The organism is Methylobacillus sp. DLP286 (assembly GCF_056636515.1).
On the sequence record NZ_CM153145.1, the window covers coordinates 352,339 to 369,324 of the forward strand.

The following is a 16,986-nucleotide window of genomic DNA, read 5'->3' on the forward strand; positions in this document are numbered from 1 at the left end:
TTTTCTCTATGGTAGAGACATGACTGAAGCCAATGGCTGCGTCATGTTTTGATTGAATAGAACTGTTTCAGCCCTATTTTATAACGATCCCGGCAGAGCCAAGGGCAGGATAAAGCTTGATTCTGCTACTTATTCTTGGCTAAGCGTATTGCCGAAGCCGTTCAAGCTTGCCACCTCGAAACTCGGGAAGATGGGCGTATGCCGGGGCTCACGCCGCGCCAGTATCTTGTGGTAGGTACGCACGGACTCCACAAACACGACAGGAGCTCCACCGCGTGCAAAACCATATTTGAGCGTTGAAAAGTGTTCTTCCTTGCTCAGCAACGGCAAGGCCTTTTTTACGTCCACCCACCGGTCAGGATTGAGCTTCAACCGTTTTGCCAGGATGCGCGCATCCTGCAGGTGGGCATAACCGATGTTGTAGGCCGCAAGCGCCATCCAAGTCCGGTCCGGCTCATGTACGCTGTCCGGGATTAGGTCCTTGAGCATAAGCACATACCGTGCCCCGGCAATAATGCTCTGGCGCGCATCCAACCGGTCGGTGACGCCCAGCCTGTCGGCGGTGTCCTCTGTCAGCATCATCATGCCCCGTACATTGGTGGGCGAGGTGTTGAACCTGTCCCAGTGCGATTCCTGATATGCAATCGCGGCCACCAGTCGCCAATCCAGCCCGGTCAGCTCCTGGGCTTCATGGAACAAGCGTCTGTATTGAGGCAGCAAGGTTTCGGAACGCTGCATGAAGGTGGTGACGTCAATCGGCTTGAGGCGGTCGGCATGGCCATAGTAGCGGTCGATCAGGTTGCGCAGCGTGCCGTCCTGGCTGATGCGCGTAAAAAACGCATTGGCCTTTTCATACAGCCATTTGTCGCCGGTTTTCGGAAAGGCCCAGGCCACTTGCTCGGGCTTTCCCAGTGTCAGGCTTGCACCAAGGTTGGGATAATAGTTCTGTACCAGTGCAATCAAGTGCCCGTCTGCCACGGTGAAATCCAGCTCGCCTTCGGCGACTTGGGTCATCAGCTCGTCGGAATTCGCATTGGGGGTTTCCGTCCAGCTGAGTTGGGGCTCGTGCTCCTTCAAGCGTTGCAGGCGTTCCGAGTAGCTGGTGCCGGAGGAGACGGTAATTTGTCGGCCTAACAGTTCCTTGATATTTTTTGGCGCTTTTGTCAGCTCGCTGTTAAAGACAATTTGCTGCTGCACTTTCTGGTAGGGCAGGGTGAACCTGACCAAATGCTCGCGCGTATGCGTAATGCTGAGGTCAGCAGCCGCAAAATGCGCCTTGTGCTTGAGCAGTGCGGGAATCACCTGCGAGATATTATTGACGACGAGGAATTTGACACTGTACTCAGGACCGAGCTCACGTACGAAGTTTCGCACCAGATCGTGCTCAAGCCCGGCATATTGATTATTGCCGCTGTAGTAGTACGTACTTGGTCCATTGTGGGTGACCACAATGATTTCCTTGGTGGTGCGAGGGTCTGCCAGCGGTTTGGGCGCTTCCTTACAGCCCATCAGCAACAGCGCTAATAAAAAGATAACCAGTGAACGCATCCGGTCAAGTTTCCTAAAGATTGCTGTCTTTGTCCAGTCTGAGCATCTTTTAGTTCTTGCCCGCAAATGAAAATACTTGTATTTATTTTATTTAACAATGGGTTAGAGATAAATAAACAAAAAGGCTGCGGAAGCCGCAGCCTTGAAGAAAACTTGATTGCTGATTAGGCGAACTTGCTTGCGTTCTTGCGGCTGCGAGCAGCAAAACCAACCAAACCAAGACCCAGTGCCAGCATGCCATAGGTAGATGGCTCAGGAACCGCAGCGGTGAAGGTGATATTACCGCCGTAGGAGGCTTTGGCAAATTCGGTGGAAGTGATACCAGCCACACCGGAAATGGTGAGGGTATACGTTCCTGCAGACAAGTTGGCAAGGGAGAAGGTCCAGGTTTCGGTGGTGGAAGTAGCACCGCCGAGGTCTAGTGCCAATTGAGTTGGGCTTGCATTCTCACCAGCCAGCACAACACTGGTCAAATCAACGCCTTGATATACCAAGCTGCCAATTGATAAATAAGTGGAGCTCGCAGTTCCGGAAACATCTGTTGGGCTGGTAAGAGTGAATTGAAATATGTCTGTAAAAGACACACCAGATGCAAAATCATTACCGAAGTGAATAGTACCATCGGTAACTGGAAGAATGATTGGATCAGCAGCAAACGCGCTGGTTGCAGCCAGTGATGTCAGGCCGAAAGCAAGTGCAACGGCACTTTTCTTGAATGTAGTAGCTAACATGATAAACCCCTAAAAAATTTAAGTATGGACAACTAAGGTCAAGCTTCTATTGAATTTATTGTCAGCCTGTGGAACAGATATTCACTGATCTCTCGTTCCTCCTCAATAGTGCGAATGGACTAAATAGTCTGATCGGACTAGAGGTGAGGAATCAAACGAAACGCAAGGGATTGGATTGGGATTGCAGAGATAGAATTACGGATGGCGGAGAGGGAGGGATTCGAACCCTCGATACGCTTTCACGTATGCCTGATTTCGAGTCAGGTACATTCAACCAGCTCTGCCACCTCTCCGGGAGCGCGGATTATAGCTTACGGACCTTTCTAAGTAAAACTCATCGTCTACAAGCCTGTTGGAGAAAAGAAGTCTCTACTTAAGTCCTGTTAGGCTGCCGTCCTGGATTTCTGCGATAGCACCAGTATGCCGCTGGTGCAGATGATGGCGATGCCAATAAAACTATATAGGTCCGGCACGTGGCCGAAGATCAGGTAGCCGATCAGTCCGGCGAATATCAATTGTCCATAGGTGAAGGGGGCCAGCGTCGCGGGGTTGGCATGATGGTATGCCTCTGTCATCAGCAGGTGGCTCAGTAGGGCGGAAACCCCCAGTGCAAGCAACAGGATGGCATGGTGTGCGCTGGGGGTTTGCCAGAAGAAAGGCGCAATGAATGTCAGGGCGGCGCTGCCTATCAGGCCGCTGAGCAAGTTGGTCGTGGCGGAGCTGTCGGTAGCGTTGAGCTTGCGCGTGATGATCTGATACAGGCTGAAGGTGAATGCCGCGCCTACGGCAAGCAGGCTGACGGGGGTGAACAGTGCGCCGCCAGGCCGTAAAATCACGAGCACGCCTATAAAGCCAAGCGATACGGCAAACCATTGCAGCGGCCTGACCCGCTCGCCCAGTAATGGACCGGACAGCATGGTGACGATCAACGGGGTCAGGTAGACGATCGCGGTGCCTTCCGCCAGGGGAATGTAACGCAAGGCGGAAATGAAGAACATGTTGGTGCCTACCATGCATAAGCCGCGCAGCAGCTGCAAGCCTGGATTGCGGGTTTTGAAAATGGCGAAGCCGGAGCGCGGGAACAAGACGGCCAGCATGAGACTGCTGTGGATGACGTAGCGTATCCAGATGATCATAACGACTGCATAGAAGCCTACCAAGTATTTAGAAAGCGCGTCGCTGCCTGCAAACAGAAAAATGGCGCCACACATGCAGAGGATGCCTTGGAGCAGCTGATGCTTGAAGGTTGGGTTCATGTCGGGATAACTTGAAAGAATGCAGCAGATGGTTCGATGCTGTAGCTGCGGAGTGTATCACGGCCATCGATGCAATGATGTATCGGGCTCATCAATCACGTCGTTGCGAGTTTCCACATCAAATATCCAATACGAAACCCTGTGAAGCCTCTTTCGCTGCCTCCATCAGGTGAGCGCGTATAATGCCGTACTTTTCGGCCATGCCTTTCGGGCGCTCATGGGTAGTGATCATGCATTGTGGAATAGATTACGGGACTTCCAATTCGTCGCTGGGAGTCGTGAAAGACGGAAAGGTCGTTCAGGCCAAACTGGAGCAGGATAGCGTTTACCTGCCTTCGGCGATCTATCGGGCGTTCCCGGAGCATGAGCTCAACGAGGATATGGAGTCGCGCAGCATACGCCAGCAGTTGGGCAACGCGCAGGGCTTGTTGTATGGTTCCGAGGCGATTGATGCCTATATCCGCAACCCGGGCGATGGCTTGTTCATGAAGTCGCCCAAGGTGTTTTTGGGGAGCGACCTCAATAAGGACCAGATGGATTTTTTCGAGGTGGTCATTGCCAAGATGATGACGCACATCTTGGAGCAGGCCAGGGCTTTTTACGGGAAGGATCTGCGCCAGGCAGTCATCGGCAGGCCGATCCGCTATCACGGCATCCGCGGCGAGCAGGGCGATAAGCAGGCATTGGCGATCATGGAACATGCCGCCGCCGAGGCAGGGCTGGAAGAGATTGTCTTCATGTATGAACCGCTGGCTGCGGCGCTGGATTATGAGCAGGGGCTCGACCAGGACGAAGTGCTGCTGGTGGTGGACGTGGGTGGCGGCACCACGGATTGCTCGGTGGTGAAGGTCGGGCCATCCTACCGGGACAAGCGCGAGCGCAGTGACGATCTGCTGGCATATTCCGGCAACCGCATCGGCGGGGTGGACCTGGACGTCAACCTCGGCTGGCATAGCATCATGCCGCTGTTCGGGCGCGGCACGGACGAGCTGCACAACAAGGCGTTTGACGCGATTGCCGTAAACAGTATTCCCAGCCAGCAGGCATTCTATTCGCGCTTCGAGATGCCGGTGCATGCCAAGGCGGATACTGCGCGCGAACGGCTTTACAAGGTATGGCAGGATAAGCTCAGCAGTCATCTGGTGCGCAGTGCAGAGCTAGCAAAAATTGAATTGTCGACTACCCAACGGCACACGCTTGGGCTGGAGTATGTCGAAGATGGTTTAGATGTGCAGGTGGCACGCGAGGATTTCCGCGAGGCCATTACACGTTCTACAGAAAAAATCCGGCAGGTGATCGACGATGCACGGCAGGCGAGTGAGTCTAGGCTCGACAAGATTTACCTGACCGGCGGTTCCGCCGTCTCTCCCGTCATCCAGCAGGTGATCCGGGAAGTGGTGGGCGATGCCGTGCCGTTCGTTTCCGGCAACATGCATGGCAGCGTCGCATGCGGCCTGAGCGTGTTCGCCAGCCGGCATTTTTCTTAGCGCTTGTTCACCGTCTTTTCATGGGTACGCATGATTCTAAAACGTGTCCGGTCAGGGCGCATTCCGCAGGTGATGCGCATTGCCCCGCCAAGGATTGCAGCGCGGAACAGGCCCGTTTTGGAGCATGTTCTCGTGGGTTGTCCCAGCAGTGTAGCCGGGCAACGCACTCATGAAAAGATTCTGAACAGGCTCTTAATCCTTGCTGTCACTCCATTGAATCATATAAAGTATTGCCATGTAACAGCGGCTTAGCCATTGTGGCTGGTGTTGCGCGTGGATACTTGTTTTCGTCACGATACGGCCGCAGCTCTTGTTTCCAGCCGATCCTGACCAGGCATGGATATTGGGGGTGTCCATCCACGTAGTGTTTAAGCACCAATAGAAGCATTGTCGAAGAGGTAACGAGATACTGGCAGCCAGGCTGCATCTCGCGTACTTCATAACAATTACACTTGACGAAAGTGCTTATGGGAAAGAAAAAGCATGGCTGGCCGTTGGCACTGGGCGTGTTCATTCTCGGCATGGTGGTTACTGCGATCATCGCCCGCGCCCAGTTCTATAACAGTAGCTTGCAGTCGCGCCAGTTCGAGTTGGCGAGGGCGGCCGGGCAGGAACTGCACCACTCCATCCAATCCGAGATACAGCATGCCGTAGATTTTGTACAGGCCACGGGATGGCTGTTCAATGCGAGCGAATCCGTCAGCCGCGCCGAGTTTACCGAATTTTCGGTTAACGCAATCCATCATAGTCATTTGCTGAAAGAACTGCAGTGGCGGCCAAGGGTCAAGGCTGCCGATGTGCCGGGCCTGGTCGAGGCCGCAGCTAGAGACGGACTGACCGGCTTCCGTTTGCTGGAGCAGGACGCCGGCAGTGACGCGTTTATCCCAGCCCGCGCACGTGACGAGTATTTCCCCATCTTTTATAGCGAAATGGCTTTCGAGGAAACGGCAAACCCTTCCTTGCTGGGGGTGGATACATTGATCGGCACGCCGGACTTCAAGACGCTAGAGCAGGGCATTGCCAATAAGCACAGCGTGGTGATGTCCATCATGGATGCGAATCAATTCATGGTCATGGTGCCAGTGTTTGCTGGTGATGAACGGGATATTGAGCATCTTGCCGGTTATGTGGCCGGGCGTTTGTCTATCCAGCAGTTGCTGCATACCTTGGAGCAGCAAGCGGCGAAACTGGATATGGACGTCATCCTGCTGGACCGGGCAGGCATGAGGCTTCCCATATTGCAGGTGGTGGCTCCTGGTAGTCCTTTGCGCCAATTGGATTCTCAACAGCCCTATGAGCCTGAAATATGGGATGTCAGCCTGCCTTTCAGCATTGCCGATTTTTCCGGTACGCTGGTCGTGCATCCCCATGCCAGCCTGTCTTATCAGCATGCCGGGTCGATACTGGCGATCGTCGTATTGGGCATGTTGATTTCCGCACTGCTTGCGGGCTTGCTTTATCGCATGCTGGGTGAGCAGCGCGCGGTCAAGCTGTCCGAGGAGCAGTTGGATAGCCTGACCGGCAATCTGCCTGTGGGCGTTTTCCAGATGCATGCGGGCAACGGTACGCCAGCACGCTTCACCTTCGTCAATGCCAGCGCCTGCCAACTACTCGATGTGCCGGAGGAAAGGATACTGGCGGATTGGCAGAACGCGTTCCTCCACGTGGTACCGGAGCAAAGGTTGGAACTGTTGGCTGCTCTGCGCCGGGCCAAGGACAACAAGCAGGTATGGGACGGAGAATTCAGGCTGCAAGTAGGGCCCGATACGCGCTGGCTTCGTGCGCGTGCCGTTCCTAGGCATACGATGCTGGGGGAGCTGGTGTACAACGGTTTCGTCGAAGACGTGACCGAGCGCAGGCGGATCGAGCAAGAGGTCAGGTCGCAAAGCCTCTTCCTGCAGCAGTTGATCGATAATATTCCCAGCCCCTTGTTCTTCAAGGGCAGCGACAGCCGCTTCCTGGGCTGCAACCGCGCCTATGAGCATGAGTTCGGCGTGTCCCGCGACCGCATGATAGGCAAGACCGTGCTGGAGATGGAGTACTTGCCATACGAAGACCGCATGGCCTACCAGGAGGAGGACGAGCATGTGATATCCACCGGCGCCACCGTGCATAAGGCGCTGTCCCTGCGGTTTGCCGATGGCAAGATGCACCAGGTGCTGTACTGGGTGAGCGGGTTCAAGTTGCCGGACGGCTCTGTTGGCGGGATGGTGGGGTCCATCGTCGATATCACCGCCCAGCGCGAGGCGCAGCAGGCGCTCAGCGTGGCGATCGACCAGCAGAAGGCATTGTTTGATTCCGCCCCGCTGGGCATCATCGAGCTGAAGAACCGCCGCGTGGTGCAATGCAACCGCAAGTTCGAAACCATGCTGGGATACCAGAGCGGCGAGCTGTTGGGCCATTCCACCCGGGAATGGTTCAGCAACGACGAGGACTTCGCTGCGGTAGGCAAGGGCTATGAGGTATTGCGCCGAGGCGAGACTTATACCGGCGAGCACCAGTTTACCCGCAAGGATGGAAGCAAGTTCTGGTGCCGCATCTTCGGCCACGCGGTGGACATCGACGACCCCGAACACCACAGTGTCTGGCAGTTCGAGGATGTCACGGAAAAGCGTGCGGCCGAAGAGCAGTTGCACCTGGCGCGTGATATGGCGGAAGAGGCGACGCTTGCCAAATCCATGTTCCTGGCCAACATGAGCCATGAAATCCGTACGCCGATGAACGCCGTGATCGGGCTTGCCCATTTGGCGCTGAAAACCGAGCTCGACGCCAAGCAGCGCGATTACGTGACCAAGATTCACAGCGCGGGCATTTCCCTGTTGTCCGTCATCAACGACATCCTGGATTTCAGCAAGATTGAGTCGGGGCGGATGGATCTCGAGCAAGTGGAATTCTCGCTGGACCAGGTGCTGAGCAGCGTGACCAATACCTTGGCGTATACCGCCACCGAGGCAGGGCTCGAGCTTCTGTTCGACGTTGCCGATGATGTGCCAAGTAACCTGGTCGGCGACCCCTTGAGGCTGGGGCAGATATTGCTCAACCTGGTCAGCAACGCCATCAAGTTTACCCACGAGGGCGAAGTCATCATCCGCTGCCAATTGCTGGATTCCAACGATCAGCAGATCAAGTTGCAGTTCCTCGTGATCGATTCCGGCATCGGCATGGACGATGAAACCTGTTCGCGCCTGTTCCAGCCGTTCGTTCAGGCCGACGGCTCCACTACGCGCAAATACGGCGGCACAGGGCTGGGGCTGACCATCTGCAAGCGGCTGGTGGGCATGATGCAAGGGGATATCTGGGTGACCAGCGTCCCCGGGCAGGGCTCTACGTTCACGTTTACCGCATGGTTCGGCAATGGGCATCCGGCCCGGCCTTATACCCTGACCAACGAGCTCAACGACCTGCACGTGCTGGTGGTGGATGACAACCTCACGGCGAGGAGTATCCTTGCCAGCCAGCTCGGCTTCCTGCCGTGCAAGATCAGCCATGCCAATTCCGGAATGGAGGCCGTGGCGACGGTACGGGACATGCAGCATGTATTGCCGGTGGACCTGGTATTGATGGATTGGAAGATGCCGGGGTTGAGCGGTCTCGAGGCGGCGCGCCTGATCAAGCACGATGCCAGCTTGGGCAAAATACCCGCCATCATCATGGTGACCGCGTATGGTCGCGAGGAAATCCGCAAGGAGTGCGATGACCTGAAGCTGGAGGGCTTCCTGGTCAAGCCGGTCAGCCAGTCCACCCTGGTTGATACTTTGGTGGGCATTTACAGCGCATCCGTGGAAAACTGGTCGTATGTGTCGCAGAGCCCGAATTACGATCTCAGCGGCATGCGGCTGCTGGTGGTCGAGGATAACGAAATCAACCAGCAGATCGCTTCCGAACTGTTGCAGGCCGTAGGGGCGATAGTGCAGATTGCCGAGCATGGGCAGGAGGCGCTGGACAAGCTGAACGAGCAAGGCGCGCATTACGATGCGATACTGATGGACCTGCAGATGCCGGTGATGGACGGCTATGAGGCGACACGCCGTATCCGCGCCAATCCCGCGTTCGATCACTTGCCGGTGCTGGCGATGACGGCACATGCCACCGTCGAGGAGCGCCAGCGCTGCATCGAGCTCGGCATGGCGGCCCACATCACCAAGCCCATCAATCCGGATATGCTGTATCAGGCCCTTGCCTGTATTCATGTCGGCCACGAGGCTGCGCCGGGAGACGCAGCACAAGCCATAGGAGGATATGCCGAATTGGAAATTGAAGGGTTCAATGTCCCGGAAGCGTTGCGACGCGTCGCGGGAAACCAGGAGCTGTATCGCAGACTGTTGCGGCAGTTCATCCAGAGCCAGCAGGGCATGCCTGATCAGATAAGAAACGCCTTGCAGGAGGAGCGCCGGCCCGATGCCGTCAGGCTGGCCCATACGCTGAAGGGCGTGGCGGCCAACCTGGGGGCGCAGGCATTGTCTGATGCGGCGGCCGGGCTTGAGCAGGCCTTGGTGGAAAATGCTGATACCGGGCCGGCCCTGGCGCGGCTTGAATCGGACCTTGCCAGTGCGGTTGCCGCCGTGGCGCGCGTATTGGGCCAGCAGGCAGCCGGCGCTGGGTCATCATCTGTTCATGTCACGCAGCAGGAAGGCCAGGTATTGTTGTTGCGATTGACCCAATACCTCGAAGCGAGGGATGCCAGCGTGCAGGATTTTCTTGCAGACCAGGCCCAGGCGCTGAGAGCCATGCTGACAGCGCAACAATATGACAAGCTGGTGGGGCTTGTAGGCTTCTACCAATTCGATGCGGCTTTGCTCGTGGTGAAGCCGTTATTGGCAACGGCTTCACATGAGAACCTATCCTAAGGACAAGCGGCGATGGACAAGATATCGGATACAAACAGCAAGCAAACGATCCTGGTCATTGACGACACACCGGAAAACCTGTCGGTCATTAATGCCCTGCTGAAGGAGTTCTACCGGGTCAAGGTCTCCACCAGCGGCGTCGATGGATTGAATATAGCGCAGATGCTGCCTCAGCCCGACCTGATCCTGCTGGACATCATGATGCCGGACATAGACGGCTACGAAGTTTGCCGCCAGCTCAAGGCCAACCCGGTCACGGAGAGCATCCCGGTCATTTTCCTCACCGCCAAGATCCATATGGAGGACGAGCAGCGCGGGTTCGACGTCGGGGCGGTCGACTACATCGTGAAGCCGATCAGTCCGCCGATCGTATTGGCGCGTATCCAGACGCATTTGTTCCTCAAGGACCAGCGCCGGTTCCTTGAATACCAGGTCGAGCAGCGCACGCGCGAGATCGCCTTGATCCAGAATGCGACCATCTTCGCGCTGGCTTCCCTTGTGGAAGCGCGCGACAACGAAACCGGCAACCATATCCGCCGCACGCAGAACTACGTGCGCCTGCTGGCGGAAAAACTGCGCGAGCATCCGCGATTTGCCGCGCAATTGACTACTCCGGTGATCGACCTGATATACAAATCCGCGCCCCTGCACGATATCGGCAAGGTGGGTATCCCGGACCGCATATTGCTCAAGCCCGGCCCGCTGACCGAGGAAGAGTACGAGGTGATGAAGAGGCATGCGAGGCTGGGCGCCAATGCCTTGATCGAGGCGGAGAAGGTGATCGGCCGCGACAACAATTTCCTGCAGTATGCCCGCGAGATCGCCATGTGGCATCACGAGCACTGGGACGGCTCAGGCTATCCCGACGGCTTGCGCGGGGAGGACATCCCGGTCTCCGCCCGCTTGATGGCGATTGCCGACGTCTATGATGCCTTGATCAGCGAACGGGTGTACAAAAAGGCGTTCGATCATGAAGTGGCGGTACAGATCATCCTCGAAGGGCGCGGCAAGCATTTCGACCCGGATATCGTCGATGCCTTCATGTCGGTCAAGGATGAGTTCTGGCGCATCGCGAAGCAATACCAAGACCGGTACGCCGGCAAGGCATGAATAAAAAAGGATGGCATCTGCCATCCTTTTTTATCGAGCAGGGCTTACTCGACGCCCTGGCTTGCCAGGTAATCCTCGTAATTGCCGAGGAAGTCGACAATGCCGTCCGATTTCACTTCCAGAATACGCGTGGCGAGGGAGCTGACGAACTCGCGGTCATGGCTGACGAAAATCAGCGTGCCCTTGTACTTGTCCAGCGCGGTATTGAGCGCCTCGATGGACTCCATATCCATGTGGTTGGTCGGTTCATCCATCAACAGCACGTTGGTGCGGGCCAGCATCAGCTTGCCGTAGAGCATGCGGCCTTTCTCGCCGCCGGAAAGCACTTTGACCGATTTCTTGGTGTCCTCGCCGGAAAACAGCAAGCGCCCCAGCATGCTGCGTACGGACTGATCGTCGTCGCCGGGCTGGGTATGCAATGTCATCCAGTCGAACAATGATTCGCCGTTCTCGAACTCGTATTCGTGATCCTGCGCGTAGTAGCCGATCTTGGCTTTTTCCGCCCACTTGACGCTGCCGTGGTTGGGCTGGATGTCGCCCGCGATGCAGCGCAGTAGGGTGGTCTTGCCCACGCCGTTCTCGCCGATGATGGCGATGCGCTCTCCGGCTTCCACCATGAGGTTGAAATCGTTGAACAAGGATTTGTCGTAGCCATGGCTGAGCTTCTCGATTTCCACGGCCTGGCGGTGCAGTTTTTCCCTGTCGTCGAACTCGAAGCGGATGAACGGGTACTGGCGGCTGGAAGGCTTGAATTCCTCGATCTTGATCTTGTCGATCATCTTCAGGCGGCTGGTGGCCTGCTTGGCCTTGGACTTGTTGGCGGAGAAGCGGCGCACGAAATCCTGCAGCTCGGCCACCTTTTCCTTGGCGCGGGCGTTGTCCTTGGCGGCCTGGGCACGCGCGGCGGTGGAGGCCTCCATGTAGTCGTCGTAATTGCCCGGGTAGACCTTGAGCGTGCCGTAATCCATGTCGCAGGTATGCGTACAGACCTGGTTCAGGAAGTGCCGGTCGTGCGAGATGATGATCATGGTGCAGTCGCGGTTGTTGAGCACGTCCTCCAGCCAGCGGATGGTGTTGATGTCCAGGTTGTTGGTCGGTTCGTCCAGCAGCAAGACGTCAGGGTTGGCGAACAGCGCCTGCGCGAGCAGCACGCGCAGCTTCCAGCCCGGCGCCACGGAACTCATGAGGCCGTTGTGCTGGTCGGTGGGAATGCCCACGCCCAGCAGCAGTTCGCCCGCGCGCGCCTCGGCGGTGTAGCCGTCGTATTCGGCGAACACGGTTTCCAGCTCGGCGGCTTTCATGTAGTCGTCTTCGGTGGCTTCCGGGTTCATGTAGATTTCGTTCTTCTCTACATTGGCCTTCCACATTTCCTCGTGCCCCATCATCACCACGTCCAGCACGCGCTGGTCTTCATAGGCAAACTGGTCCTGGCGCAGGAACGCCATGCGCTCGTTCACGTCGAGCGCGACATTGCCGGCGGTCGGCTCCAGCACGCCTGCCAGGATTTTCATGAAGGTGGACTTGCCGCAGCCGTTGGCGCCGATCAGGCCGTAGCGATTGTTGTCGCCGAACTTGACCGAGACATTCTCGAACAAGGGCTTGGCACCGAACTGCATGGTGATATTGTTTGCGATTAACACGTCGGTTGTATTCCTAAAGTAAAACTATCGATCAATGAATTAAAACTTGTTGCGGATGACGACTTCATCCAGTGCCAGCTGGCCGCCGCGCGGGCGAGGGGGCTGGATGCCCTTGCCAATGGCGACAAACATCGCCGGGATATGGTCGGCAGGCAGGTTGAGCAGCTTGGCGACCGCGTCGAAATCAAAGCCATCCATCGGGCAGGAGTCATAGCCCAGCTCCTTGGCAGCGAGCATCAGCGTGGCGGCCGCCATGCCGCAGGAGCGCATACCCTCGTCGCGTTGCACCTGCTCCTTGCCGCGGTAGTAGTTGTCGATGGCGTTGACCAAGTAGTCCTGCACGGGCTGTTCCGCATTGCGCCAATAGCGGTGCGGATCTTTTTCCCAGGCTTTCAGGTCCGCCGTCAGCACCACCAGCAACGAGGCATCTGTGACTTGAGCCTGGTCCCAACTAGCGGCGCGCACTTGCTTGCGTAGCTCAGGGTCCTGCACCAGCACGAAGCGCCAGTTCTGGATATTGAATGCCGTCGGCGAGAGCACGGCGAGCGACATCAATTTCTCTATCTCCGCCTCTGGCATCACATGGCTGGCGTCATAGGCTTTTACCGAGCGGCGGCTTTCAATCGCCTCAATCACATTCATGGTAGCGAATTCCTCAATAGTGGATTGCAATAATTTCCAGTTCCAGGTCGCCCGCCGGGCGATGCCAGACCACGCTGTCGCCGACTTTCTGCCCGATCAGCGCCTTGGCTAGCGGCGATACCCAGCTGACGCGGTTTGTGGCAATGTCGGTTTCATCCTCGCCCACAATCATGAACGAATGGGGTTCGCCTTCCTCGTCCTCGACATCCACCGTCGCGCCGAAGAGGACGGTATCTGCCGGCTGCGCGGCAGGGTCAACCAGGATGGCCGATTCCAGCCTGGCCTGAAGATAGCGCAGGTCGCGGTCTATCATGGCCAGCCGTTGTTGCGCCACAGGGTCCTCCTTGCGCTGTGCGAGCGGCAGCCGTTCCTGCTCCAACTCGCTGGCTTGCTGCTGTAACTGCTTGAGGCCATGCGGGGTGACATAATTGGGATGCGGGCTGATCGGGCGTTCCGGCAGATCCGTGCCGGCATGCTCCAGGTCATCCTCTTTTACAAATCCACGGCTCATAGCGTGACCTATAAAACGTTGAATTATAACTCAAGTAGAGTGAGGCGCAGCGCCTTATTCCTGACGTGGAACAGAAGGTTTATTTTTAATGGCGAAAATGATGGGGCGGGGAAACACAATGTCATGAATATGCATCAGTACATAATGTTTACAAGCCGGGAAAGCAGAAAATAAAAAACGCGACCGGCAGGTCGCGTTGGTGTGAAGCTCGGTGGGCCGAGCCATCCATACTACCGAAATGTGATATTCAGAAATAATTCAAACCCAGTGCGGCCTTCACCTCGTCCATGGTCTTGGCGGCGACTTCGCGCGCTTGCTCCGTACCTTCACGCAGCAATTGCAGGATGTAGCCCTTGTCTTCAGCCAGCTCGGCACGGCGGGTACGGATCGGTTCCAGCAGTTCCTGCAGTACGGCTTCCAGGCGCTTTTTCACGATGCTGTCGGCCAGGCCGCCGCGGGTATAGTGCGCTTTCAGTTCGGCTACTGCAGCCTTGTCGGTGTCGAACGCATCCAGGTAGGTGAAGGCGATGTTGCCTTCCACGTGGCCCGGGTCTTCGATCTTGAGGTGCAGCGGGTCGGTGTAGACTTTCTTCACCGCCTTGCTGACCTCGTCCGCGCTGGCGCCGAGGTTGATGACGTTGCCCAGGGACTTGCTCATTTTCGCTTTGCCGTCGATGCCTGGCAAACGGCCGATTTCCGGCACCAGGGCCTTGGTTTCCACCAGGATTTCCTGCTTGGTGGCCGGATTCTTGTACTGGCGGTTGAAGCGGCGCACGATTTCGTTGGTCTGCTCGATCATCGGGATCTGGTCTTCACCCACCGGCACCAGCGTTGCCTTGAAGGCGGTGATGTCGGCAGCCTGGCTTACGGGATAGGTGAGGAAGCCAGCGGGGATGTCGCGCTCGAAATCGCGCAGGCGGATTTCTTCCTTCACCGTCGGGTTGCGTTCGAGCCGGGCGACCGTCACCAGGTTGAGGTAGTAGAAGGCAAGCTCGGTGAGCTCGGGCACCTGCGATTGGATGAAGATGGTGGATAGCTTGGGATCGATGCCGACCGCCAGGTAATCCAGGGCCACCTCGATCACGTTGCGGTGCACCTTGTCGATATCATCCATATTGTCGGTGAGCGCCTGGGCGTCGGCGAGCATGATGTACTGCTTGTATTCATGCTGATAATGCACGCGGTTGCGCAGGCTGCCAACGAAATGCCCGAGATGCAGCGGGCCAGTCGGGCGGTCGCCCGTGAGGATAATGGGTTTTGTGCTCATCATCTTTCTTTGTTAAGTTATTAAGGGGTAAGAGTTATTTAATTGTTTTATTTGGCTATCTTCATTTCGTTGAGGCGGTTTACCGTGCGCGCAAGACTGGGCGATCGTTCTAATGCTATCAAGGGTCGCCAACAGTGTGCTGCAAAGTCACGTAAGTGTACGTTGTAACCCGTGCCTGGTTTGCTACGGTCATTGGTGGAGATCATTTCCTGACGAAGGTGGCGTTGCTTAGAACGGAAGACCACATTGAGTATTACGCGTTTCGCATCTTGAATTTCATCTGGGTTATCGGGGATGATTGTTTCCGATACTTGAAGGAATTCAGCCAATGCGTGTTTGTCAGCCATGAGCCAACTTTCAATTTCTGGGATAGCAAACCGCAAATGGAATTGTGCGGGCACACCTGTTGGCGCAGCTTGCTTATGCGCATCAAGAACGCAACGACCGTCAGTATCAGCAATGCAAAGGACAGGGAATAAATTTGCAATTTGAGTATAGCGAGCTAAGTTTTTTCGTAAGTTGGTAATGCCTTTGGTATCGATCGCTGGCTGGGCCAACTCCCACTTAAGCACTTGCTCGACAAGCTTGGTGCCTAATGTGCAGCACAGCACATCCTCACCGATAACAAAAACTCTAGACATTAGAATAGCCCCATCTGATCGATACGATCGGGACGAGTTTTCGGCAGTAGTACTTCAGCCGCATTTAGGCCAAGCTCCATGGCTTGACGTTCTTCTTCGTTGGGAGGGCGTATCTTGGTTCCATTTTCTCCAGGAGCAAGTATGATGACCGAGTTTGGATCTCTTACCTCACCAATCAGGTTATCACTATGGGTCGTGCTGATAACTTGCCTCATTGCTTTTTTGCGGCTACGCAACACTCGATCAATCATGAGCGGAATGTATTCGACGATAGCATCATTGAGGGATAGTTCTGGCTCTTCTAACAGCAGTAAGCCATCACCTTCTTGCAGAGCCCAAAGTAAGCCAATTAGACGTAAAGTACCATCAGAAAATTGTTCCTCGCGTTGCCAGGATCCATGCTCGCGCCAATGCTGGAAACGTGCTTCTAGGTGTGGTCTTCCGCTAATGTCATCTTGTTTAAATCGCAATTCTGAGAACTGCGGCACAGCCACTTTCAATGCTTCGCCAATACGCCTGAGGCGTGCATCGCGTGTCTTGCCTGATTCACTTGCTATTCGCTGTAACAATCCTTGACCAAATGGATCATTTTCAATCATACGACCGCTGATTTCATCGCCGAACTTGAGCAGTTGTGGCACTAGATGTAGATAGGTCGTAGAAGAAAGAAATTCGGCTAATTCTCTGAACTTATAGTTGTTGTTGATTTGTTCAAGGTGAGTCTGTGTCAACCTGACAATATCTTGTTTGTCTTCTTGATTAGGACGAGACAGAATGGTTTCTCCATTCTTGATGACAGACTCTCGTGAGATGAGAACGCGTTGCGCTCCCTTTCCTTCGGACTTGAACGCTAGCACATAAACCCAGCGGATTGAGTCAGGAGCCGTGGATTCGGCAATCTCGATTTCAATACCCACCTCAGGATTTGTACGTGCGTGCAGGCTACGCAATTTGCTCATGCTACCGCGTTCTTTAATGGCTTTTTGCAAACCTCCACCTTCGGTTTGAGCAACAGCGCGGAGAAACCGAAAGACATCGAGAAGATTAGATTTTCCCGAAGCATTGGCGCCAATTACATAGGTGCGAGGCCATAGCTCAATGTCCACAGCGCGGAAGTTACGCCAGTTGGTAAGCTTTAAGCGAGTAACAATCATCTCAGTTCTCCAGATTTATCACCATAACGACTCAATGCTCCGTTATTCACAATTGTAGCGGTATCTTCAGGTATAAATGCTTTTGAAAAGCAGACCGACTCATTCTCCTACAGCATGTCTAGCACCGTTAGTACAAGCTGAAATCAAACACA

At 55.6% G+C, this 16,986-nt stretch carries 12 protein-coding genes and 1 tRNA gene; 3 read left to right on the forward strand and 10 right to left on the reverse strand.

Annotation, left to right across the window (positions count from 1 at the left end; translation table 11 throughout):
• Positions 1-129: 129 nt before the first annotated feature.
• From mltF to ACWXTG_RS01685, 4 genes are all read right to left on the reverse strand, one after another.
• Positions 130-1,548, reverse strand: a complete 1,419-nt coding sequence (gene mltF / locus ACWXTG_RS01670) for a membrane-bound lytic murein transglycosylase MltF (RefSeq protein WP_480220474.1) — start codon at positions 1,546-1,548, stop codon at positions 130-132.
• 164 nt (positions 1,549-1,712) lie between these two features.
• Complete coding sequence (locus ACWXTG_RS01675; RefSeq protein ID WP_309564927.1) at positions 1,713-2,279, reverse strand: FxDxF family PEP-CTERM protein; 567 nt, start codon at positions 2,277-2,279, stop codon at positions 1,713-1,715.
• Positions 2,280-2,481: 202 nt separating this feature from the next.
• A tRNA-Ser gene (locus ACWXTG_RS01680) sits at positions 2,482-2,572 on the reverse strand.
• Positions 2,573-2,662: 90 nt separating this feature from the next.
• On the reverse strand, positions 2,663-3,535 hold the full coding sequence (locus tag ACWXTG_RS01685; protein WP_480220475.1) for a DMT family transporter: 873 nt from the start codon (positions 3,533-3,535) through the stop codon (positions 2,663-2,665).
• A 182-nt stretch (positions 3,536-3,717) separates the two neighbouring features.
• Here ACWXTG_RS01685 and yegD point away from each other — a divergent pair, with 182 nt between their 5' ends.
• The 3 genes from yegD to ACWXTG_RS01700 all read left to right on the forward strand — a co-directional run bounded on the left by yegD (position 3,718) and on the right by ACWXTG_RS01700 (position 10,979).
• Positions 3,718-5,022: a molecular chaperone gene (yegD, locus tag ACWXTG_RS01690; RefSeq protein ID WP_480220476.1), complete on the forward strand. Its 1,305-nt coding sequence runs from the start codon at positions 3,718-3,720 to the stop codon at positions 5,020-5,022.
• A gap of 467 nt (positions 5,023-5,489) precedes the next feature.
• Complete coding sequence (locus tag ACWXTG_RS01695) at positions 5,490-9,869, forward strand: response regulator (RefSeq protein WP_480220477.1); 4,380 nt, start codon at positions 5,490-5,492, stop codon at positions 9,867-9,869.
• Positions 9,870-9,881: 12 nt separating this feature from the next.
• Positions 9,882-10,979, forward strand: coding sequence for a two-component system response regulator (locus ACWXTG_RS01700; protein WP_309564931.1), 1,098 nt, complete (start codon positions 9,882-9,884; stop codon positions 10,977-10,979).
• 44 nt (positions 10,980-11,023) lie between these two features.
• On the opposite strand, the gene ACWXTG_RS01705 is transcribed toward ACWXTG_RS01700, so the two are convergent.
• From ACWXTG_RS01705 to ACWXTG_RS01730, 6 genes are all read right to left on the reverse strand, one after another.
• Positions 11,024-12,619 (reverse strand): ABC-F family ATPase, encoded by a 1,596-nt coding sequence (locus tag ACWXTG_RS01705; protein ID WP_480220478.1) that lies wholly within the window; start codon positions 12,617-12,619, stop codon positions 11,024-11,026.
• 39 nt (positions 12,620-12,658) lie between these two features.
• Complete coding sequence (locus tag ACWXTG_RS01710) at positions 12,659-13,261, reverse strand: nitroreductase family protein (protein ID WP_480220479.1); 603 nt, start codon at positions 13,259-13,261, stop codon at positions 12,659-12,661.
• 13 nt (positions 13,262-13,274) lie between these two features.
• Positions 13,275-13,772, reverse strand: coding sequence for a GreA/GreB family elongation factor (locus ACWXTG_RS01715; protein ID WP_480220480.1), 498 nt, complete (start codon positions 13,770-13,772; stop codon positions 13,275-13,277).
• Positions 13,773-14,019: 247 nt separating this feature from the next.
• Positions 14,020-15,042: a tryptophan--tRNA ligase gene (gene trpS / locus ACWXTG_RS01720; RefSeq protein ID WP_480220481.1), complete on the reverse strand. Its 1,023-nt coding sequence runs from the start codon at positions 15,040-15,042 to the stop codon at positions 14,020-14,022.
• 44 nt (positions 15,043-15,086) lie between these two features.
• Positions 15,087-15,680, reverse strand: a complete 594-nt coding sequence (locus ACWXTG_RS01725; protein ID WP_457136088.1) for a hypothetical protein — start codon at positions 15,678-15,680, stop codon at positions 15,087-15,089.
• Positions 15,680-16,834, reverse strand: coding sequence for an AAA family ATPase (locus ACWXTG_RS01730; RefSeq protein WP_457136087.1), 1,155 nt, complete (start codon positions 16,832-16,834; stop codon positions 15,680-15,682). The genes ACWXTG_RS01725 and ACWXTG_RS01730 overlap by 1 nt, the downstream gene beginning before the upstream one ends.
• Positions 16,835-16,986: the final 152 nt, after the last annotated feature.

Bases quoted from the DNA above. Each gene is read 5' to 3' on its own strand.
- mltF (WP_480220474.1), bottom strand. From the start codon at position 1,548: ATGCGTTCACTGGTTATCTTTTTATTAGCGCTGTTGCTGATGGGCTGT.
- ACWXTG_RS01675 (WP_309564927.1), bottom strand. From the start codon at position 2,279: ATGTTAGCTACTACATTCAAGAAAAGTGCCGTTGCACTTGCTTTCGGC.
- ACWXTG_RS01685 (WP_480220475.1), bottom strand. From the start codon at position 3,535: ATGAACCCAACCTTCAAGCATCAGCTGCTCCAAGGCATCCTCTGCATG.
- yegD (WP_480220476.1), top strand. From the start codon at position 3,718: ATGCCGTACTTTTCGGCCATGCCTTTCGGGCGCTCATGGGTAGTGATC.
- ACWXTG_RS01695 (WP_480220477.1), top strand. From the start codon at position 5,490: ATGGGAAAGAAAAAGCATGGCTGGCCGTTGGCACTGGGCGTGTTCATT.
- ACWXTG_RS01700 (WP_309564931.1), top strand. From the start codon at position 9,882: ATGGACAAGATATCGGATACAAACAGCAAGCAAACGATCCTGGTCATT.
- ACWXTG_RS01710 (WP_480220479.1), bottom strand. From the start codon at position 13,261: ATGAATGTGATTGAGGCGATTGAAAGCCGCCGCTCGGTAAAAGCCTAT.
- ACWXTG_RS01715 (WP_480220480.1), bottom strand. From the start codon at position 13,772: ATGAGCCGTGGATTTGTAAAAGAGGATGACCTGGAGCATGCCGGCACG.
- trpS (WP_480220481.1), bottom strand. From the start codon at position 15,042: ATGATGAGCACAAAACCCATTATCCTCACGGGCGACCGCCCGACTGGC.
- ACWXTG_RS01725 (WP_457136088.1), bottom strand. From the start codon at position 15,680: ATGTCTAGAGTTTTTGTTATCGGTGAGGATGTGCTGTGCTGCACATTA.
- ACWXTG_RS01730 (WP_457136087.1), bottom strand. From the start codon at position 16,834: ATGATTGTTACTCGCTTAAAGCTTACCAACTGGCGTAACTTCCGCGCT.